The sequence below is a fragment of the Clostridioides sp. LIBA-2809 genome (assembly GCF_056688965.1).
The window spans coordinates 3,098,360-3,117,737 of sequence record NZ_CP197004.1 but is presented as its reverse complement, the minus strand read 5'-3'; the positions used below and the strand labels follow the sequence as shown (position 1 = coordinate 3,117,737).

Here is a 19,378-nt window from a genome sequence, read left to right as displayed (position 1 = left end):
TTAAATTGAACTAGCACTTTGAAAATTAAATATAGAATAAAAATATCTCCCTTAAAAGTTTTTTAAAGAGAGATAAACACTTTATTTTGTAACTATTTGAATACATGATGGATGAATGCAATAGTTTTTATCTTTGTAATCTACAGAAACATAATTACTAGAGTACATCTTATCAAGGTTCCCATTAATATATTCTACTACATTACAACCATTTATAGTGCCAATATCAGTTATATCAATCCAGTTACTAAATATCTTAACATAAACAAATTTCATGATAACACCAGCTTTCATTAGAATTTAAGTTAATTATAACATGGTGTATTGAGATAATGTGCTAAGAAATAGATACAGAGTATTTGAAAGAGGTGAGATAGATTGAATGATAAAAAGAAATATACCCTGAGTATTACAGAAGAATTATATGTTAAATGCAAAGAAAAAGCTAATCAAAGAGGTATGTCAGTAAATGAATACATACTATCAGTGATTAGCAAAGCTTTATAAACGTTATTCTTCAATATTAACTTTTATTTCTCCTTTTGTTTGTTCATAATTTTCAACATGCTTCTTTATTAATTGTTCAATTTCTTTATTAGCAGAACGACCTTCACTTTCTGCAATATACTTAATTTTTTCAAGTAAAATTTTATTTATACGCAAAGTGTATTTAGGCAATGAAGTTGACATAATAATACCTCCTTTTTAAAGTCTAAATGATGTCATTATTATATCATAAAAATAATTCATAGAAAATCTATAAAATATATTGACGGCATAAAGACGGCGTGATATTATTAAAACAAGAAAGGAGTTGACGGCAAAATGAACTCAAATAAGAAGAGAATAACTGTTAGGATGCCCGAAAAATTAAATGAAGAAATAACAAGAAAATCAAAATACTTAGGATTAACCAAAAACTCATTTATAATAGATATTTTATGGAAAGAGTTTGATTTATCTGAATATAAAAATAGTCATAAGGAGGATGGAAAGTATGAATAATTTACAAATATTTAAAAATTGCAATTTTGGTGAGATAAGAACTATTGAAATTGATGGTAAACCGTATTTTGTAGCAACAGATATAGCAAAAGCTCTTGGTTACTCTAACACTAGAGATGCAGTTAAGAAACATTGTAAGTGGGTAGCGAAATGCGACATACCTCATCCACAAAGTAATTCTAAAGTTTTGAAGGTAAATATTATACCAGAAGGCGATATGTATAGGCTTATTTCTAATAGTGAATTACCAAATGCAGAAAAATTTGAGAGTTGGGTATTTGATGAAGTGCTTCCAAACATAAGAGAAACAGGCACATACAATAGTAAAAAATCCAAAGATATTAAGAACGAATCAGAAATAAAATACATGAATGCTCAAGCAAGATTAAAAAATGCAAGGGCAAGGGAAGCAAAGATATATCTAGAGATAGCAGAAAATGTAGATATAAAAGAATATAAACAGATTATGTATTCTAAAGCAACAGAAGAACTATATGGAGAAGCATTAATACCATTACCTGTAGCAAATAAAAAAACTTATTCAGCTACAGAAATAGGTAAAATATTAGGAGTTTCAGCTAATAAAGTTGGAAGTTTAGCAAATGCTTATAATTTGAAAACAGATGAATATGGCATTAAGGTTTGGGATAAGGCTAAACATTCAAATAAACAAGTTACAACTTTTAGATATTATGAAAATGTGATACCTATTATAAAAAAAGCTTTAATTAGCTTTGATAACTAGATAAAACTAACACTTTGAAAAATAAATACAGAATATTTTGAAAAGGAAGTGATTAAATGAAAATTAAAAAATTAGTACTAGCAACAGGAGAAGAATTTGAGGATATAGAGCTTAGAGAATTTAAAAATAAAGAAAAATGCTTACCATCAAATATGGTAAAGATTATTGATGGTAAGCAGGAACTTCTAATAAATAAAGAATTCATATTATCGTTAGAAGTCAAAAGAAAGACTACTTTTTAGGTCCTTTCTTAGTTTGTGACAGAGCACTACCAGCAACTGATTTGGAAGCAGCACTATATCTTCCGTCTTTAAGAATCTTACTAGCCTTAGAAGCAACAGTTTTACTTGTTTGTTTAGTGTTTTTAGCTATAGGTATCACCACCTTTAAATGTATTTATAGGATATATCCTATAAATAAATTATATCAAAGGAGGAAAATAATGGCAATTAATGACAACATAAATAAAATTTTAAGAGATAGAAATTTAAAAGCGTGGAAATTAGCAAAAGAAATAGGAGTAGATTCAGGAAATTTATATTCAATTTTAAGAGGAGAAAATAAAAATCCAACTATAGATACATTGATAAAAATAGCTAACTATTTAGACGTTGCATTAGATGAATTAGTTGGAAGATAGGAATGATAAAAATGAAAAATAAAGAAAAAGCATTATTACTTAGAGCAGTTCTAATTTTAATTTTCTACTTTTTAGGAATTGAATTTAGCAAAGTTTTCTTTAAATAATAAGTCTACATATACAGAAAGGGTGAGATAAAAATGAGCACAGCATTACAATTCATAGACACAAAAGACTTAGTGCAAGAATTAATGCAAAGAGATGATACAACAGACATCATTAAGATGTTTTTAGATAGAGAAGGAATTAAGCAAATGAAGTTAGTCACATTAAAAGAGTTTAAAGAGTATTTGAAAGTATCAGATGTAACAGCAAGAAATATGGTAAAGGAAGCAGAAGCACAAAATCTATATACAGTTATCAAAATCGCAGGATGTTATAGAATAGATTTGATTTCTTTTGAAGAATATGTAATGAAAAACGTAATGAAGGATAAAGATGTAATGAAAAAGAGAAAGGGGGTGATTTAGTTGAGTGCAAAGGTGCTAATAGCTTATGTACAACTTTGTAAGCAATATAATAAGAAAGCGAGTTTTGAAGGTCTTAAAAATACAACAAGGAGATAATCGCATGAAAACAATCTATAAAAATAAAATCTATAAGATAGAGCAGGACAAAGAGTTATATAAGATTACATACTATGACGAGCAGAGAAGTAACAAGACGTTTAATAAAGATAAAAAAGTTAAAAGAAGTGCATTAACAAGAGATATAAATGTAGTTAACTTGTATTTACCATCAAATTTAAAAAATAAATAAAGGAGGTAATTATGAATAAATTCGATTTAAAGAAAGTTGAAGTAGGAAATGCAGTAAAAGTAAATTGTAAAAGACTTGGTTTTGAAATCGACTGCATAGTAGTAGTAGCAACAGAAAATGAGCTAAATTTAGCTTACTATGACAAAGAAAGAGGATGTATGGAGTATCAAGCACTAATAGTAGAAGATGTTAGATATGGTGATTATGAGATTGTATTTTTAAATTAGGGGGTGTATTTAATGGAATTAGCTATATCAGTTGCAACAAGTCAAATTAAACAAGCAAAGAAAAGCATAAAAGAATTAAAAGCAAAAGAGGATTATGACAAAGACACTCTAAGCTGGTGGGAAGGTGTAAAACAAGCTAGTGAGAATATACTAGAGTTTTTAGAAATAGAAAATAAAGCATAAGAAAAGAGCCATTGCGATTGGCTCTAATCAAAAGGTAAATCAAATTTATGTAGCTATATTATAGCACAAGGGGGAACTAAAATGAAAGCAATTTTATTAAAAAGTTTAGATATAGAGAATTTTAAAGGAGTAAAAGAACTTCATATAGATTTTGAAAATGTAACTAATATATTTGGAGAAAATGCAACTGGCAAGACTTCAATATTTGATGCTTTCACATGGGTAATGTTTGATAAAGATAGCAAGAATAGAAGTGTATTTGAGATAAAGCCTTTGGATAAGCAAAATAAAGTCATTAGAGGGCTTGTGACGACTGTTACAGCAGTATTAGAAGTTAATAATAAAGAGATAAAGCTAACTAAGAAATATGAAGAAAAGTGGACTAGAAAAAGAGGAGAATCAGAAGCAACTTTTACTAAAAATGAAACAACTTACATGATAAATGATACTCCAATAAAAAAGAGTGAATATGTAAAAGAGATAGCAGAAATAGCAGACGAGGACCAGTTTAAATTACTTACTAATCCCTATTATTTCTCAAATGAACTTAATTGGAAAAAAGCTAGAGAAGTGATTTTAAATGTATGTGGAGATATAACAACAGAACAAATTATAGAAGCTAAACAGGAGCTAACTCCACTTATTACAGAATTTGAAAAGGAAAATAACATAGATAAGATTATTAAGAATAGAAAAGCTACTAAGAATAATCTATCTAAAGAAAAAGAAGAAATACCAGTTCGTATAAATGAATGTGATAAGAGCCTATATGACATAGATTTTGAGGGGATAGAAACTCAACTTAATGCTAAAAAAGCTGATTTAGAAAGTATTGAGGATATGTTGTTAAGTGGTACAAAAGCAAATGAACAGATTTTAAAAGACAAAGAAAAGGTATTTGAACTAAAACAAGAGATACAAAGTATTAAACAATCGGCGAGTGAAAGAGGAAATAAGAAGAGAAATGAGTTAATAAGTGAAAAAGAAGGTCTAAATTATAATGTTCAAACGCTAAGAAATAACCTTGTGTATTTAGAAAGCGATAGAAAACTAAAAGAAAATTCGAGAGATAAATTAGTTGAAGAAACAAATAGCCTTAGAAATGAATGGTCTAAAGAAAGTCAAACAATGTTAAATTTAAGTACTGTGCAAACAGAGTGCCCAACTTGCAAAAGACCTTTAGAAGTTGATGATATAGAAGCAAAGAAAAAAGAAATGTTAGATAACTTTAATTTAAATAAAGCAAAAGTATTAAAAGAGATAGGAACATTAGGTAAATCTAAGGGCGAAGAAGTAGAAAAGCTTAACACAGAGATTGAGCAACTACAGTTAGATGAAAAGGAAGCTTTAAAAGAGATACAAGAAAAAGCAGTATTAATAGATAAGATAAAAAAAGAATTAGAAAATACAAAATCTACAGAGATATATTCAGTAGAAGAAGAAAATAGATTAACACAAATTAGTGTAGAAATAAAAGAGCTAGAAGAAAAAATAAACAATAAAGATGCTGATAAAAACATAGATGAACTAAAAGAAAATAAGAAAAAACTGATGGTTGAAATTGAGTCACTTAATAAAGAACTAGCTAAAAGAGATATTAACAAAGAGCTATTAGATAGAAAAGAACAGTTGTTAGAAAAAGAAAAAGCGTTAGGTATAGAACTAGCTCATCAAGAAAAAATACTCAACCTATGTGAGTTATTTATAAAGACTAAAGTTAGTTTATTAGAAAGTAATATAAGTAGTAAATTTAAAAATGTAACATTTAAACTATTTAAAGAACAAATAAACGGTGGAATTGAGGAAACCTGTGAAGCTTTAATAAATGGTGTACCTTTCAGCAATGTAAACACAGCAGGGCAGATAAACGGAGGACTAGATATAATAAATACTTTGTCTAATCATTTTGAAGTTAAGATGCCAATCTTTATTGATAATAGGGAAAGCGTGAATACTTTGATTGATATTGATAGTCAAATAATAAATTTGGTCGTAAGTAATGATAATCCATTAAAAATAGAAGGAGTGAACTAAAAATGGCAAATGAAATACAAAGACAAGTAAGTGTTAAGAATTTACTATCTACAGAAGCTTATAAGAAAAGATTTAAAGAGGTTTTAAAAGACAAGGCTAATACATTTATGGCATCAGTCGTTAATGTATCCAACTTACCAAGTTTAAAAGATGCAGAACCTAATTCAATTTTAAAATCTGCAATGGTTGCAGCAACATTAGATTTACCAATAGACCCAAATTTAGGTTTCTCTTATCTAGTGCCTTTTACAAATAAAGGAGTTAAAGAAGCTCAATTTCAAATTGGATATAAAGGGTTTATACAACTAGCTATGAGGACTGGACAGTATAAAACAATCAATGCAATAGAAATCTATGAGGGTGAGATTAAAAGCGTTAATAGGCTGACTGGAGAGATAGAGTTTAATGAAAATGAAGATGAAATAGACAAAGAGATTGTTGTTGGATATATAGCATATTTTAAATTGTTAAATGGATTTGAAAAAACTCTATATATGAGTAAAGAGGATATGGAGAAATACGCTAAAAGATATAGTCAAACATACAAAAGTAACAAGGATTACGTTGTAAAATCAAGTCTTTGGACAACTGACTTTGATTCAATGGCAGTTAAAACAGTACTTAAAAGATTGTTATCTAAATATGGAATATTAAGTATAGAAATGCAAAAGGCACTTGAAACTGACCAAGCAGTAATAAAAGATGATAATTCAGTTGAGTATGTGGACAGACAAGTAGAAGAAGAAATCGAGGAAAATGCTAATAAAAAAACTATAGATATTTTGGCAGAAGAAGAAAAAGAAAAAGCTATTGAAATTAAAGAATCTAAGTCAGAAGAAGTAAAACAACAGGAATTTGAAGCACCACCATTTTAAAGATGAAAATTAAAGTATTAGGGAGCAGTAGCAGAGGTAATTGTTACTTGCTCCAGCTGGAAAATGAGACATTAATACTCGAGTGCGGAATTAACTACAAAGACATACTAAAAGGCTTAGATTTCAATTTAGAAAGTGTTATTGGGTGTTTAGTCACACATGAACATAAAGACCACTCAAAAGCGATTGTAGAGCTTACAAGTAGTGGAATAGATGTATTTACTAGCAAAGGAACATTAGAAGCTTTAGGAATAGAAAATCATAGAACTAAAGTTATAGAAAGCGAGAAATTATTTAAGATAGGCAATTTTAATATAATGCCTTTCTCAACCAAACATGATGCAGTAGAACCATTAGGATTTTTAATAAATCATAAAGATATTGGTAATCTACTTTTCATCACAGATAGTTACTATTGTGAATATAACTTTAAGAATTTAAATCACATCATGATTGAATGTAACTATAGTAAAGATTTATTAGACAGCAACAAAAATAAGATTTATTTGAGAAATAGAATAGTTAAAAGTCACTTTGAGTTAAGTAATGTAATTAATTTTTTAAAAGCTAATGATTTAAGCAATATAAAAACAATTACTTTGCTACATCTAAGTGAAGATAATAGTGATAAGAATTTATTTATAAAAGAGATAGAAAAGAATGTAGGAATACCAGTAATGGTAGCTGAAAAAGGATTAGAAATTTATTTATAAAGGATAGAAGTTAATTAAGTAGGTGAAACCTTGAAATATACAATATTAGGATTCAGTCAGAAAAAGGCAGTAGAATTAGGATTAAATACAAAGGATTTACTTATATTGAGATGGTTTGTAGATTTTCTAGGTAGTGGCAGGATGGCAAGAAAACTTATTAATGGAATTGAATATTATTGGGTTGATTATTCTGGGGTTATTAAAGAGCTACCAATTCTTTATACAGAGAAGCATGACACTATTTATAGAGTACTCAAAAAGCTAGATAAAATAGGTATATTAGAACATGCTACATTAAAGCAAGGTGGTACATGGAGTTACTATAAATTAGGATATAGGTACATAGAGTTGATTAGTGATAGTTATCAACAGGTCGGAAATAAATCCGACTGCTCGGATAAAAATCCGACCCAAACGGATAAAAATCCGACCCAAACGGATAAAAATCCGGAACGAAAAACCCATCCACTATATCCTTCTACTATACCTTGTAACCAAACCAGTGAGGTGGAGGAAAAGAAGAAAATAATTGAAGAAATGACACAATTAAAAATAAGTAAAAATATGTGTAATACAATTAAAGATTGGGATATAGAAAGGCTTTTAGTAGCTATAGAAATATACAAAGAATGTGATGGTAAAAGTTTTAAATATCTGAAAACAGTCTATAGCAATGATGATAACTTTAGAAAAAATAAAAGTAAAAATATCTCAGAGACAAAAAAGACTAAGTTTCATAATTTTAATGAAACATTTACTAAGTACACCAGCGATGAATTAGACGACATTATTAAGAAAAGTCAGAAGGAGAAGTTCAGTTAAGTTAAATAATCTAGGGAGTAATTATACAATATTACTTCCTAGAAGTTAAAAATATATTGGAGGAAATATGAAAGAAGAGCATGGAAAAATCTTTTTAGAGTGTGATGGTGAAAGATTTGAATTTATACAGAATAATTCAACAGAAAAAATCAAGTTAAGTAATAGAAAAACTGATAAATATGAACCATTAACAGGGAAAGGGACTTTTGAGATTATATCTGTAAATGAGTGTTTAAAAAAAGATATGTTGTGGCTTAAAATATTGTATTTATCAGTAGTTATAGCAAAAATAATGCGATATAAAATGCTAGGTATTTCAAAATAAGGGAGAGGTAATAAGATGGCTAAAGTTTGGATGGATGCAGGAGAGTTTTTGAGTAAAACTATAGATTTGGAAGACCTATTTGAGCTTAATTTAAGAAAAATAAGAGAAGCAAATGAAAGTAAGAAAATAAAGCTTAAAATTAATGAATCGAAATTTAAAAAATTAAGAAAAAAACCAATTAATGATACAAAGAGCAAAGCTATAAAAGTTTTTAATATTGAAACTGGAGAAATTAGGATATTCAAAAGTGCAAAGGATGCAAGTAAATACTTAAAAATTAGTGGAGATTATGCTAGTTGTTTAGCTAGAGAAAATAGAGTAACTAGAGAAGGTTGGAAAGCTGAATATATTCAAGAGGTGTCAGATGGTATTAGCAAATGTGGAGCAAGTAATTAAATTAGCTGAAAAGATATTAAATAAGAAAAAGTGTTCTGTAAATAAAGCTATTGATATAGCTATAAAAATACTTAGTAAGTATGAATATGAAGGGATGTTAGAAAAATGAATATCAGCGTCGAAGAAGGTTTAAACTTGTTTTTTAAAACAATATTTGAGTGGAATGACTTACCAAACTATGTATATAGCAATGAATATAAAGAAGCATTCACAAAATGTATTATTGAAAAAAGTAAAAATAGTAAGTTGACTAAAGAGTATATTCTAAAATTGATTGACCATGAAACTGGAAACAAAAAACCTTATTTTGAATTTAATCGAGGAGACGTTAAAAAATGAATATATTAGCTGTTGCAATGTTTATAATAGGAAGTTTTATAGCTGGTAGGATTTATGAGTATAGATTGAATCTAAAAGAGTGTGAAAATTGCGATAACAATGTGTGGAGGTAAAAGAATAATGCTTTATATATGCAGCTCGCAAGGGTTAGAAGAAATTGAAATTTACAATATAACTGATAAGTTTATTGAACTATACAAAGACAATAGAATGCTTTTTAGAGATACAGAGTTCTTTAAGATAGATAAAGCTGAGTTAAGAAAAATATTAAGCAAAGAAAATGTTTTTAGGGCTTATATAATTTCAGATGATAAAGAACAGGCAATAAAAACATGGAATGAGTATGTAAAAAATGAAATTAAAAATCTGAATGAAAGATTAAAAATGTGTGCGAATTTTATTATAACAAGATAATTTAAGGGAGGAATAGATTATGAAATATGAAGAATATGAGGTAGCTTCAAAAAGAACTAAAGAATTTGAAAAAATATCAAAGTGTAAACAAACTATTGAGGAAGTGCTAGAAAAATTAGATTCTGATAATTACAAATAAAATTTGATTTTAATGATTGTCCATTATGCAGATTGAATTTAAGTTCTGATGATGATGAAGAACACTTTATAAAAAAAGAAATGTATTGTGCATTTAGAAATATTAAAAATAAACTTGAGGAAATGTTGGAAAAAATATAAGTGAAAATATCTAATTAAAACAGTTTAGAGAGTTGCAAAATGTATCTTAATATAAATTGCTATTGAAGTGTTTTGCGACTCTCAAAAACGAAAAGAGAGGGGAATAAAATGTATAAATATTCGTTAATAGTATCTCAGTATTATAATTCATATCATACTTTTATTGTTAAATTTGAAGAAGATAATTTTATAGATAAGTTTTCAGCTTTTGTAGAAGAATTGTATCAGTATAAAAGAAATGAAGAGGATAAAAGGGAAATAAATATAGGCGACTTTGGTTACTGCAAGAGCGATGAAATAAGACAAAGATACAATATAAATGATGCAGGAGATTTATATGTAATTAACTCTGAGTATGCTAATTATTTAAAATGCGTATCAGAAGAATTTAAAATGGATTCGCTAAGAATGTATAAAGGTTACATAAAAAAAGACGTGACTAAGGCTATTTCAAAACATCATTTTCATGAAAGGATAAAAGAAATAGTTGAAAAACATTTTGAGATTGCATAAAAAGAAGGGGTGGAATTATGATAATACACAAATTTATAATACATGTTTTGGATAAGAATAGCGATACTCCAATACTAAATGATTTTGAAGGTAAAGTTAGCCAAGATATGGACATATTCTTTCAAAAGAAAATCAACAAAGTATTAAGAGATAATGACATCAGAAAAGCAGTATTTAATGACTATAGTAACAATCTGATTAAGAAATGTTGTGAACAGATAATATATGATGAAAATTCATTTTTAAGTAACTCTAAAGAGATTGCATCTTACTTGTTTGAGATTATGAAAGTGAATGCTACATTAGAATCTTGTGACTTAGCAATATGCTTATATACTGAAAAAGATGAAAAAGGAATTGCTATATTAAGACTTGATTACAACAAGTCGTATACTCATTCTATTGAGTTTGAAAATGATAAATTTAATATACAGATGTCAACTAATGAAGTTAACATACAAGAGACTAAAGCAATTAAAATAGGGGCAATTATTGGTTTGAGTGGAGTTAATGATGAGTATCATCTAAGTGTTTTAGATAAAGATGCAGAAAAGGAAGAAACTAATTCTAAGTTTGTTACAGAGTTTTTAAATACTACTAAAATTAAAGATGATAAGTATAAAACTAAGGTGTTTAAAGGCTTGGTAGATGCTTTTATAGAGAATTTATATAGTGATATGAAGCAGGGCGAAGACGTAAGAAGTATCTTACTTTACATGCTAAGAGAAAAGCAAAAACTTGATATAAATGAGTTTACTGAAATAGCAATAAAGGAAGATTTAAAAGATAGTTTTAAGTACCATGTAGAAGAAAAAGGTCTTGATGGAAGTTTTAATATTGATAAAAAATGGGTTGAGAAAAATCTAAAAAATAGACATATAAAAACAGATACAGGGATTGAGATAAAAGGCAAAATGGATGATTTTGAGGATTTTATGAAATATGGTATTAGACATAATGGGAATGGAACTGTAGATATAATTATTAAAAATGTAAGTTTTTATAATGAAAAGTAGGTGCTCATATGAAAGTAGGGTTAATAGATGTTGATGGGCATAACTTTCCTAATTTAGCACTTATGAAAATATCAGCATACCACAAAGAATTAGGTGATAAAGTGGAATTTGTAAATTTCTTTAAAAAATATGACAAAGTATATAAAACCAAAGTATTTACTTTCTCAGATGATGATTACACAGTTATAAATGCTAAGGAAGTCATAAAGGGTGGCACAGGATATGATTTACAGAATAAATTGCCATCACAGATTGAATTTATGTATCCCGATTATGATTTATATGATATTAAAAATATTGCTTATGGCTACTTAACAAGAGGATGTCCTAGAGGTTGTGAGTTTTGTATTGTACAAGAAAAGGAAGGTAGCAAAAGCTATAAAGTAGCCGATTTAAACCAGTTTTGGAGGGGAGAAAAAGAGATTAAGCTATTAGACCCTAATATTTTAGCTTGTAGTAAGTGGGAAGAACTCTTAAAGCAACTTATAAATAGCAAAGCTTGGGTTGATTTCACTCAAGGGCTTGATATAAGGCTTATGACAGAGAAAAAGGCAGAAATGATTAATAGAATTAAAATAAAAAGGATTCATTTTGCATGGGACAATTATGAGTTTAATACATATGACAAGCTGAAAGAATTTAGAAGTAAATTGAACTTTAAAAAACAAAAACTAGGTGTTTATGTTCTTACTAATTTCAATACTACTTTTGAGGAAGATTTAGAGCGTGTTTATAAATTAAAAGAGTTAGATTATGACCCTTATATAATGATATTTGAAAAATGGAAATGCCATCATGAGTATAGAAGGTTGCAAAGATGGGTTAATAATAAGATTATTTTCAGAAGTGTAGATAAATTTGAAGATTATAAGGGGTGAGAATGTGAAGTATATAGCGAGTTTTAGCGGAGGAAAAGATTCAGCTGCAATGCTACTTCTAATATTAGAAAAAGGACTTCCATTAAACGAGATTGTTTTCATAGATACAGGACTAGAGTTTAAAGAAATTTATGATATAATAGATGATTTTGAAAAAAGAATAAACTTTAAAATAACAAGAATTAAAGCAGAAAAAACTTTTGAAGAATACTTTTATACAGTAAATGGAAAAGGAAAACGTAAAGGTCAAATATGGGGCTTTCCTTATCTTTTAGGGGCATGGTGCAATAGTAGATTAAAACTTGCTCCTGCTAATAAATATTTCAATTCAGTTGGAGAACACAAGCGATATATCGGAATCGCTTTTGATGAACCTAGCAGATACAGAAGGCTAGAAAAAAACTGCATAGCACCGCTTTACGAAGCAAAAATGACTGAAAAAGATTGCTTGAAGTATTTAGAAGAAAAAGGGTTCTATTATGAAATACATCACAGATTCAAACGAACAGGTTGTTACTTATGTCCTAAACAGAGTTTGGAGAGTCTTAGAACTTTAAGAAAATATTACCCTGATTTGTGGGGGGGTATGCTTAAGTTGGATAAAGATAGTCCAATACCTTTCAAAGCTGATGGAACAACAGTACATGACCTAGAAAGACGATTTAGTAATGAAGATATAGAAAATGAAAGACAGATAAGTTTCTTTCAAACAGAGAAGGTGAGTATATGACTAATAAAGAAATGTGCAAGTCAAAGAATATCACAGAGAAAGAAAGTTATAAGCGATTTAGTAAAGAGATTTGTGGTAGTTGCAAAAATACTAAGAGAGATTGTAAAAGTGAAGATTGTGATACAGCACATAAAATATGGTTGAAGAAGGAAGCAGAAAATTATTTATAAAATTTGGAGGGAATAAAATGTTATTAGTTGAGAATAAAAATGATAGGTCCATTCTTGCAAAAGAATCGCTTGAAAGATTAGGGGCTAAAGATGTGAAAATATATAATATGGATACTGGGAGCAATGTTATATATTCAGTTGAAAATGGAAAAGAGCATCTAACTATATCAAATGAAAAAAGATTTCCTAATTGGAATGAAATTAAGTATGTTAGATATAAATTAATGAAACCAAATAAGACTATAGTACAGATATTGCCACCAAAACAAGAATATATAAATTTACATGAAAATTGCTTTCATCTTTGGGAAATAGAGGATAATGCAGTTCCAAGTAAATAATTTGTAAAAATAAATAGTCAAGGTAAGTTTGTGAATGAAACTAGAAGTCTATAGACTTACTTTGACTTATAAAGAGGTGATTGTATGATACATGAATTACAGATAGCTTCTAGCACTTTTAAAGATGTAATTAAGAATAAAAAACAAATTGAAGTAGAGCATACAGTAGATTTTAAAGCAGGAGATACAGTTATATTACAGTCATTTAAAAATAAAAAATTTACAGGAATTGAAGTAAACAAAGAGGTTGAGTATCTTATTAAATTGGGAAATGGGTATGTTGAGCTGGGAATAAAATAAAAATTTAAGGAGGAAGAGTAAATGTTAGAATTAATGAATTTGATGAAGAATTCAATGCTTGAAGAATTAAAAAAAACTAATAATAAATTTAAATGTGTAGATGAAGATTTATTGTATGATAAAGTACAGAATTTAGATTATTTGCAAATATTTGAAGTACATGACTGTATGATAAAGTTAATTTCTATGAAAGAAACAAATGAACAATTAAAAAAACTTAAGTTAGAAAACTTTTTAGATAGCCTTAATTTCAAGGGAGATAATTTTGAAAGTTAATTTTACAATAGATGGAGAACCAATTGGAAAAGAAAGACCAAGAATGAATACTTACGCTAAAAGGACCTATACACCTAATAAAACTAAAAATTATGAGGATTATATAAAATATCTGTATCAATCTAAAGTTAGATACTATTTTGATGGATACATAAAAATGACTTTAAGATGCTATTATTCTATAGCTAAAAGTAACAGTAAAAAAGTTAAAGAGCAGAAAAGAAATAATGTATTAAGACCTAGTAAGAAACCCGATATTGACAATGTTGTTAAGATTGTAGCTGATGCACTTAATGAGATAGCTTATAAGGATGATACACAGATAGTTGAGGTTGTAGCTAGTAAATATTATAGTGATAGACCAAGAATCGAGATTGAGTTAGAAGAAATATTATAGGAGGAGTATAAATATGAACGATATTATGATAAATGAAAATTTAAGAGTTGTAGCAGATGATTTGGTTACAGTTTATGAAACTGATACAGGAGAGAAAATAGTTTTTGCTAGAGAGCTACATAGTAACTTAGAAGTTAAGAGACAGTTTATAGACTGGATTGAAGATAGGATTAAACAATATGGATTTAAGGAAAATGAGGATTATTCAGTTTTTCATAAAAATGTGAAAAACTCAAATGGTGGTAGACCATCTAAGGAATATGTATTAAAGCTTGATGTAGCAAAAGAACTTGCTATGGTACAAAACAATCATAAAGGAAGGGAAATAAGAAGATACTTTATAAGATTAGAGAAGTTACTCAATAGAACCTTGTCAAATTCACAACTTAGTCAAATTAATACTATTGTGAATGAATCATTGCTTAAAATGGAAGTTAAACATAATATACAAATGGAGCAACTTAAAAAAGAGTGTTCAGAATACTATAGACCAACATCTAAAACTAAATACGATATATCTTCTTATATAAAAGAAAGATTAGGGATATCAAAAGTTAATGAAGAATTTGAACTTGTTAAGAAAAGAACTTTATTGGTATTAGGTGCTGATAAATGGGAGGATATACCGAAGGATGTGTTACTTAATTCATTAAATTTGATAGATGAGTCAATAAGAATTATAAAATCTGAAAGAAAAACAAATCAAATTAGTTTCTTTGAAAAAGATAATTTCTGTTAATTAAAGAAAAAAGGAGTGCTTTCACACTCCACTTGTCAAAAATATAGAATTATTATCCTTAATAAATATTATAACATAAATAATTGATAGGAGCGTGGAAGTATGAATAAAAAGACACTATTTCAAGAGGTTGAAGGTAGATTATATAACTATAAAAAATTAGAAAGTCAAATAAGAATAAAAGATATATATATTAAAAAGTTAGAAAACGAGTTTTGTGGATGTAAGGCTCAAAGTTATGAAGAAAAAACAGGACCTACTTATAATATAAGTTCAAGTGTGGAAAATGAAGTTATTAAAAGAGAAGATGATTTAAATAGATTAAAAGAAGATAAGAAAACACTAGAGATTGAAAAAGAAACTATAGAATGTGCATTAACAAGTCTAAATAGCTTTGAAACAGAGTTCTTCAATGAAATGTATATGAATAATGAAAAGATAAACATGGATTATATGTCTAATGCTATGCACATAGATAGAAGTCATTGCTTTAGAATAAGAAAAAGAATAGTTTGTAAAATCATGGATATGTTATATCCGAAAATAAAAGAGTTTGAATTGCCCATTTTTTCATGGAAAGCTTAAAAATGAGACTATTTTGAGACTTTTTGGAGACTATCGTGAGACTTTTTATTGGCAAAAACGTGAGATAATAATATTGTGGAAATGAAATATTTCCCTCTCAAAACTAAATATATATTAAGCTAGGGTTAAGGGATTACTCTAGCTTATGTGAACAGACTAGGCAGGGCATGAGGATGCTGTTAGTTCAATTCTAACTATGTTCAAAATCTATTGATACACTATATTAAGTATTTGAATTGAGATTAAAATCTCATACAATTTTATCTTAATTCAGAGGTCTAAAAATCGAGTGGGGCTTGGTAACCTCACTCACCATGTGAGTGCTGGTGTTTAATCTAGGTTCGATTCCTAGAACTTGCTCCCTTAAATAATATGTATCTCCCATTTGAAAAGACTAGGTTATGACAAACTTAGTCTTTTGATTTTAAAAGTACTATAAAAGTATAATTGTTTTTGTTGAAATACCATATAACTTGGACTACTATTAAAGAAAAAGGTATTGGAGGATATAGACATGATTATAAGTACTGGAGATATTAAAGAGGAGTATGGGGTTATAGATGCTATATTTGCAATAGACTCTCATAAGGAAGGCATATTTAGAGGTGCAGACCCAAACTCAGCATTTAAAGGAGTAAAAGAACAATTAAAGAAAAAATGTGAACAATTAGGTGGAAATGCTGTAATCAATTGTCAATTTGAATATCGTATTGCTGTGGCAGATGGTTTTGCAAGCAAAAAACAAGTTGTTGAAATATTTGCATATGGAACAGCTGTAAAAACTTTGTAAAAATAGAGATTAATCTAAAAGGTCATCTTAATAGATGGTCTTTTTTTATACCATAAATTAAATAAGAGTATTATTTAGAATTATTTTGTAGTTGTCGAATGGTTTTTGAAGGATATTGACCTTTAAAGTTGAATTTTATACTTTGGAAGGGATAAAATGAAGGATAATTTATTTCTAAGTTGTTTAAGCACAATAATAGCTACTATAACAACTTTTATTACACTTTTTAGTAAAAATCAAAAAATAATAGAAACTCATACAGATACTTATTTTAATAAATTATTAGTTCCTTATATTAATGTATATAAAAATAACGATAATATAAATGCAGTTGATTATATAAAGAGTAGGTACACTCTAGAAGATTATTATATACCTAAATATATTTTTTACTTGGTAGATGAAAATAACTTTTGTTTGTTACATAAAATTTTAGTTGCAGATTATTGGGAAATACATCCATCTAAAAGAAAAAATATATACAAAGTCATGGATAATATATCTGATATAACTGATTTTCTATCTATAATGCTGCTATTTTTTCTGAGTATTCTATATACATATGGAGCTTTAGCATCAGGGTATTTATTTATATCTAAGATTGTTATGTTCAAAACTATGACTTTTGAGGATATAAAGCGTTTTATTGGATATATAAGTTTAACAATTTTTTTCTTCTATCTTTCAGTAAATATTTTTAAGCATATTAATGATGATTACTCTATAAAGAATAAAGACATAATGAAAAATATACAAAAAAGAGAAAAAGATTATGATAAAAGTCATGATAGATTTTATATAAGCTAAAGAACTCTAACCAGAGTTCTTTTTTTAATTCCCAAAACGACAAACAAACGAGGTGGTGATGTGCAAGATGTCAAAGAAAAGGTAAAACAAGATTACCTAAAAGGTATGAAACAAAAGGAAATATCAGCAAAGTATGACATTAGTTTAAATACTTTAAAGTCATGGATTAAGAGATACAACTGGGCTAGTGAGAAAAAGAAGAGTGCACCTAAAAATAAAAGGGGTGCACCCATAGGTAATAAAAATGCTACTGGTCCACCTGGTAATAAGAATGCTGAAAAATTTGGTTTCTTCTCAAAATACTTACCCGAAGAAACTCAAGACCTAATTAATGAGATAAAGAATAAAGATAAATTTGATATTCTTTGGGAACAGATAACAATTCAATATGCAGCAATAATAAGAGCACAAAAGATAATGTATGTTAAAGATAAGGAAGAAATGATAAAGGAAGTTAAAAAAGAAAAAACAACAGAATCTGGAGAAGAAATACAATATGAATTTCAATTTGCATGGGATAGGCAAGCATCTTTTCTTAATGCACAGAGTAGAGCTATGAGTGAACTTAGAAGTCTTATAAAGCAGTATGATGAAATGATTCATAAGGATTGGAATTTGGCTACAGAGGAGCAAAAGACAAGAATAGACACAATGAGAACTAAAGTAGAACTTGAGAAAATTAAGTTGTTTGGTGATGATAAAGACGATAATTCAGAAGCTATACAAAGCTTCTTAGAAGCTACTTCTATGAGTGAAGAAGGTATAAAAGCTTTGTTTGAAGAAGAAGGAGAGGTCAAAAATGGCTCTACTTAGAAGAAAACAAAAAAGACAAGAAAAACGATTTGAGTTCAAGCCTTTTTCAAGAAAACAACTAAAACTTATTAACTGGTGGAGAGAAGGTTCTAAATATAAGGACCATGACATCATAATAGCTGATGGAGCAATAAGAAGTGGTAAAACTATAGCAATGATTTGCAGCTTCTTAATGTTTACACAAACTAATTTTGAAGGGGAAAACTTCATAATTGCAGGAAAGACTATTGGCTCACTAAAGAAAAATGTTATCGAACCAATGAAACAGATACTCAATGCGTGGGGCTGGAGATTTGAATATAATCGTTCAGAAAACTTTTTAGTAATTGGTAGTAACACATATTATATGTATGATGCTAATAACGAATCTTCCCAAGATAAATTACAAGGTCTGACAGCAGCAGGAGCTTTAGCTGATGAAGTAGCTTTATTTCCTAAAAACTTTGTTGACCAAATGATTGGTAGATGTTCTGTTGATGGTTCTAAGATATTCATGAACTGTAATCCTGCTGGTCCATATCATTTTATTAAAACTGAATTTATAGATAAAGTGAAAGAAAAGTTAATATGTTATTTACATTTCACAATGGATGATAATTTATCTCTATCTGAAAAAGTTAAAAATAAGTTCAAAAGGATGTTTACAGGTGTCTTTTATAAGAGGTATATTCTAGGTCTTTGGTGTCAAGCTGAGGGTGTTATCTATGATATGTTTAATGAAAAGATACACAAGGTATTAACTAGAATTAGAGAATACACAGAGTATTATGTATCATGTGATTATGGTACTCAAAATGCTACAGTATTTATATTATGGGGCAAATGTAAGGATGTTTGGTATGCAGTAAAAGAGTATTATTACGACGGAAGAAAAGAAGGAAAGCAAAATTCAGACAATAAATATTATACTGAACTAGTAAATTTTTTAGGCAATATACATCCCAAAGCTATAATAATAGACCCAAGTGCAGCTTCTTTTATAACTTTAATCAGAGATAAAGGGAAGTATAGAGTTAAAAAAGGTAATAATGATGTATTAAATGGAATAAGAAATGTTGGAACTGCTTTAAATAGAGAAATGATTAAATTTAATGATTGTTGCTCTAATGTATTTAAGGAGTTCTTTTCTTATGTTTGGGATGAAAAAGCTTTAGAGTATGGAGAAGATAAACCAGTTAAAGCAATGGACCATGCAATGGATGCTATTAGATATTTTGTCCATACAGTATTATTTGGAGGAAAAGGAATAAGCTTCTTGAAGTAAAGG

At 28.2% G+C, this 19,378-nt stretch carries 36 protein-coding genes; 33 read left to right on the top strand and 3 right to left on the bottom strand.

All coding sequences use genetic code 11. From position 1 onward, the window contains the following. Positions 1-81 precede the first annotated feature (81 nt). The gene (locus tag ACTG44_RS14895; RefSeq protein WP_479920743.1) at positions 82-276 is read right to left on the bottom strand and encodes a hypothetical protein; all 195 of its coding nucleotides are present in this window, start codon (positions 274-276) and stop codon (positions 82-84) included. Between the two features lie 102 nt (positions 277-378). Between ACTG44_RS14895 and ACTG44_RS14890 the strand changes: the two genes are divergently transcribed. Then, a complete protein-coding gene (locus ACTG44_RS14890) occupies positions 379-507 on the top strand; it encodes a hypothetical protein (protein ID WP_479920742.1) in 129 nt (42 codons plus the stop codon). A gap of 3 nt (positions 508-510) precedes the next feature. Here the strand turns inward: ACTG44_RS14890 and ACTG44_RS14885 are convergent, their stop codons facing one another. Beyond that, on the bottom strand, positions 511-690 hold the full coding sequence (locus ACTG44_RS14885) for an Arc family DNA-binding protein (protein WP_074438730.1): 180 nt from the start codon (positions 688-690) through the stop codon (positions 511-513). 135 nt (positions 691-825) lie between these two features. Here ACTG44_RS14885 and ACTG44_RS14880 point away from each other — a divergent pair, with 135 nt between their 5' ends. Genes ACTG44_RS14880 through ACTG44_RS14870 form a run of 3 tightly spaced genes read left to right on the top strand, consistent with a single transcriptional unit; the run spans position 826 to position 1,992 of the window. Then, entirely contained in the window at positions 826-1,005 is a 180-nt protein-coding gene (locus ACTG44_RS14880) for a hypothetical protein (RefSeq protein ID WP_227841850.1), read from the top strand. Continuing rightward, entirely contained in the window at positions 998-1,750 is a 753-nt protein-coding gene (locus ACTG44_RS14875; RefSeq protein WP_479920741.1) for a BRO-N domain-containing protein, read from the top strand. The genes ACTG44_RS14880 and ACTG44_RS14875 overlap by 8 nt, the downstream gene beginning before the upstream one ends. A gap of 56 nt (positions 1,751-1,806) precedes the next feature. Further along, entirely contained in the window at positions 1,807-1,992 is a 186-nt protein-coding gene (locus tag ACTG44_RS14870; RefSeq protein ID WP_479920740.1) for a hypothetical protein, read from the top strand. Here ACTG44_RS14870 and ACTG44_RS14865 read toward each other — a convergent pair. Further along, complete coding sequence (locus ACTG44_RS14865) at positions 1,982-2,134, bottom strand: hypothetical protein (protein WP_015984878.1); 153 nt, start codon at positions 2,132-2,134, stop codon at positions 1,982-1,984. The genes ACTG44_RS14870 and ACTG44_RS14865 overlap by 11 nt on opposite strands. A gap of 58 nt (positions 2,135-2,192) precedes the next feature. On the opposite strand from ACTG44_RS14865, the gene ACTG44_RS14860 reads away from it, so the two are divergent. The 29 genes from ACTG44_RS14860 (at position 2,193) to ACTG44_RS14720 (ending at position 19,375) form a co-directional block, all read left to right on the top strand. After that, positions 2,193-2,390 carry a helix-turn-helix domain-containing protein gene (locus ACTG44_RS14860; protein ID WP_479920739.1) on the top strand — a complete coding sequence of 66 codons (198 nt, stop codon included), beginning with the start codon at positions 2,193-2,195 and terminating at the stop codon, positions 2,388-2,390. Between the two features lie 140 nt (positions 2,391-2,530). Beyond that, positions 2,531-2,860, top strand: a complete 330-nt coding sequence (locus ACTG44_RS14855; RefSeq protein ID WP_479920738.1) for a helix-turn-helix domain-containing protein — start codon at positions 2,531-2,533, stop codon at positions 2,858-2,860. 100 nt (positions 2,861-2,960) lie between these two features. Next, positions 2,961-3,149, top strand: coding sequence for a hypothetical protein (locus ACTG44_RS14850; RefSeq protein WP_479920737.1), 189 nt, complete (start codon positions 2,961-2,963; stop codon positions 3,147-3,149). A gap of 11 nt (positions 3,150-3,160) precedes the next feature. Then, the gene (locus ACTG44_RS14845) at positions 3,161-3,376 is read left to right on the top strand and encodes a hypothetical protein (protein WP_227483521.1); all 216 of its coding nucleotides are present in this window, start codon (positions 3,161-3,163) and stop codon (positions 3,374-3,376) included. A 12-nt stretch (positions 3,377-3,388) separates the two neighbouring features. Then, positions 3,389-3,559: a hypothetical protein gene (locus ACTG44_RS14840; protein ID WP_227834412.1), complete on the top strand. Its 171-nt coding sequence runs from the start codon at positions 3,389-3,391 to the stop codon at positions 3,557-3,559. An 81-nt stretch (positions 3,560-3,640) separates the two neighbouring features. After that, complete coding sequence (locus ACTG44_RS14835) at positions 3,641-5,593, top strand: AAA family ATPase (protein WP_479920736.1); 1,953 nt, start codon at positions 3,641-3,643, stop codon at positions 5,591-5,593. Positions 5,594-5,595: 2 nt separating this feature from the next. Next, positions 5,596-6,468 carry a recombinase RecT gene (locus tag ACTG44_RS14830; RefSeq protein WP_479920735.1) on the top strand — a complete coding sequence of 291 codons (873 nt, stop codon included), beginning with the start codon at positions 5,596-5,598 and terminating at the stop codon, positions 6,466-6,468. A gap of 2 nt (positions 6,469-6,470) precedes the next feature. Further along, positions 6,471-7,181: an MBL fold metallo-hydrolase gene (locus tag ACTG44_RS14825; protein WP_479920734.1), complete on the top strand. Its 711-nt coding sequence runs from the start codon at positions 6,471-6,473 to the stop codon at positions 7,179-7,181. 30 nt (positions 7,182-7,211) lie between these two features. Continuing rightward, positions 7,212-8,003, top strand: a complete 792-nt coding sequence (locus ACTG44_RS14820; protein ID WP_479920733.1) for a hypothetical protein — start codon at positions 7,212-7,214, stop codon at positions 8,001-8,003. A gap of 67 nt (positions 8,004-8,070) precedes the next feature. Beyond that, positions 8,071-8,328, top strand: coding sequence for a hypothetical protein (locus ACTG44_RS14815; RefSeq protein ID WP_479920732.1), 258 nt, complete (start codon positions 8,071-8,073; stop codon positions 8,326-8,328). Positions 8,329-8,343: 15 nt separating this feature from the next. Next, positions 8,344-8,724, top strand: a complete 381-nt coding sequence (locus ACTG44_RS14810; RefSeq protein WP_479920731.1) for an NUMOD1 domain-containing DNA-binding protein — start codon at positions 8,344-8,346, stop codon at positions 8,722-8,724. After that, positions 8,693-8,833, top strand: a complete 141-nt coding sequence (locus ACTG44_RS14805; RefSeq protein WP_021359694.1) for a hypothetical protein — start codon at positions 8,693-8,695, stop codon at positions 8,831-8,833. Before ACTG44_RS14810 ends, ACTG44_RS14805 begins: the two co-directional genes overlap by 32 nt. Then, a complete protein-coding gene (locus ACTG44_RS14800) occupies positions 8,830-9,063 on the top strand; it encodes a hypothetical protein (RefSeq protein WP_479920730.1) in 234 nt (77 codons plus the stop codon). Before ACTG44_RS14805 ends, ACTG44_RS14800 begins: the two co-directional genes overlap by 4 nt. A gap of 120 nt (positions 9,064-9,183) precedes the next feature. Further along, positions 9,184-9,477 (top strand): hypothetical protein, encoded by a 294-nt coding sequence (locus ACTG44_RS14795; protein WP_479920729.1) that lies wholly within the window; start codon positions 9,184-9,186, stop codon positions 9,475-9,477. A 387-nt stretch (positions 9,478-9,864) separates the two neighbouring features. Then, positions 9,865-10,269 (top strand): hypothetical protein, encoded by a 405-nt coding sequence (locus ACTG44_RS14790; protein WP_227845418.1) that lies wholly within the window; start codon positions 9,865-9,867, stop codon positions 10,267-10,269. 17 nt (positions 10,270-10,286) lie between these two features. After that, positions 10,287-11,285, top strand: coding sequence for a nucleoid-associated protein (locus ACTG44_RS14785; protein ID WP_479920728.1), 999 nt, complete (start codon positions 10,287-10,289; stop codon positions 11,283-11,285). An 8-nt stretch (positions 11,286-11,293) separates the two neighbouring features. After that, positions 11,294-12,163 (top strand): radical SAM protein, encoded by an 870-nt coding sequence (locus ACTG44_RS14780; protein ID WP_479920727.1) that lies wholly within the window; start codon positions 11,294-11,296, stop codon positions 12,161-12,163. Positions 12,164-12,167: 4 nt separating this feature from the next. After that, on the top strand, positions 12,168-12,893 hold the full coding sequence (locus ACTG44_RS14775; protein ID WP_479920726.1) for a phosphoadenosine phosphosulfate reductase family protein: 726 nt from the start codon (positions 12,168-12,170) through the stop codon (positions 12,891-12,893). Next, the gene (locus ACTG44_RS14770) at positions 12,890-13,063 is read left to right on the top strand and encodes a hypothetical protein (protein WP_479920725.1); all 174 of its coding nucleotides are present in this window, start codon (positions 12,890-12,892) and stop codon (positions 13,061-13,063) included. The genes ACTG44_RS14775 and ACTG44_RS14770 overlap by 4 nt, the downstream gene beginning before the upstream one ends. A 17-nt stretch (positions 13,064-13,080) precedes the next feature. Beyond that, entirely contained in the window at positions 13,081-13,404 is a 324-nt protein-coding gene (locus tag ACTG44_RS14765) for a DUF1827 family protein (protein WP_479920724.1), read from the top strand. 84 nt (positions 13,405-13,488) lie between these two features. Then, positions 13,489-13,704, top strand: a complete 216-nt coding sequence (locus ACTG44_RS14760; RefSeq protein ID WP_479920723.1) for a DUF3850 domain-containing protein — start codon at positions 13,489-13,491, stop codon at positions 13,702-13,704. Positions 13,705-13,725: 21 nt separating this feature from the next. After that, positions 13,726-13,980, top strand: a complete 255-nt coding sequence (locus ACTG44_RS14755; RefSeq protein WP_223195876.1) for a hypothetical protein — start codon at positions 13,726-13,728, stop codon at positions 13,978-13,980. Beyond that, positions 13,970-14,377 (top strand): RusA family crossover junction endodeoxyribonuclease, encoded by a 408-nt coding sequence (locus ACTG44_RS14750; RefSeq protein ID WP_479920722.1) that lies wholly within the window; start codon positions 13,970-13,972, stop codon positions 14,375-14,377. The genes ACTG44_RS14755 and ACTG44_RS14750 overlap by 11 nt, the downstream gene beginning before the upstream one ends. Before the next feature lie 13 nt (positions 14,378-14,390). After that, a complete protein-coding gene (locus ACTG44_RS14745; RefSeq protein WP_479920721.1) occupies positions 14,391-15,116 on the top strand; it encodes an antA/AntB antirepressor family protein in 726 nt (241 codons plus the stop codon). Between the two features lie 102 nt (positions 15,117-15,218). Next, the gene (locus ACTG44_RS14740; protein WP_479920720.1) at positions 15,219-15,701 is read left to right on the top strand and encodes a hypothetical protein; all 483 of its coding nucleotides are present in this window, start codon (positions 15,219-15,221) and stop codon (positions 15,699-15,701) included. Positions 15,702-16,215: 514 nt separating this feature from the next. Next, positions 16,216-16,491 (top strand): heavy metal-binding domain-containing protein, encoded by a 276-nt coding sequence (locus ACTG44_RS14735; RefSeq protein ID WP_021384859.1) that lies wholly within the window; start codon positions 16,216-16,218, stop codon positions 16,489-16,491. A gap of 156 nt (positions 16,492-16,647) precedes the next feature. After that, complete coding sequence (locus tag ACTG44_RS14730) at positions 16,648-17,298, top strand: hypothetical protein (RefSeq protein WP_407815318.1); 651 nt, start codon at positions 16,648-16,650, stop codon at positions 17,296-17,298. A gap of 60 nt (positions 17,299-17,358) precedes the next feature. After that, positions 17,359-18,111, top strand: a complete 753-nt coding sequence (gene terS / locus ACTG44_RS14725; RefSeq protein WP_479920719.1) for a phage terminase small subunit — start codon at positions 17,359-17,361, stop codon at positions 18,109-18,111. Further along, a complete protein-coding gene (locus tag ACTG44_RS14720) occupies positions 18,098-19,375 on the top strand; it encodes a PBSX family phage terminase large subunit (RefSeq protein WP_479920718.1) in 1,278 nt (425 codons plus the stop codon). The genes terS and ACTG44_RS14720 overlap by 14 nt, the downstream gene beginning before the upstream one ends. The last annotated feature ends 3 nt before the right edge of the window (positions 19,376-19,378 follow it).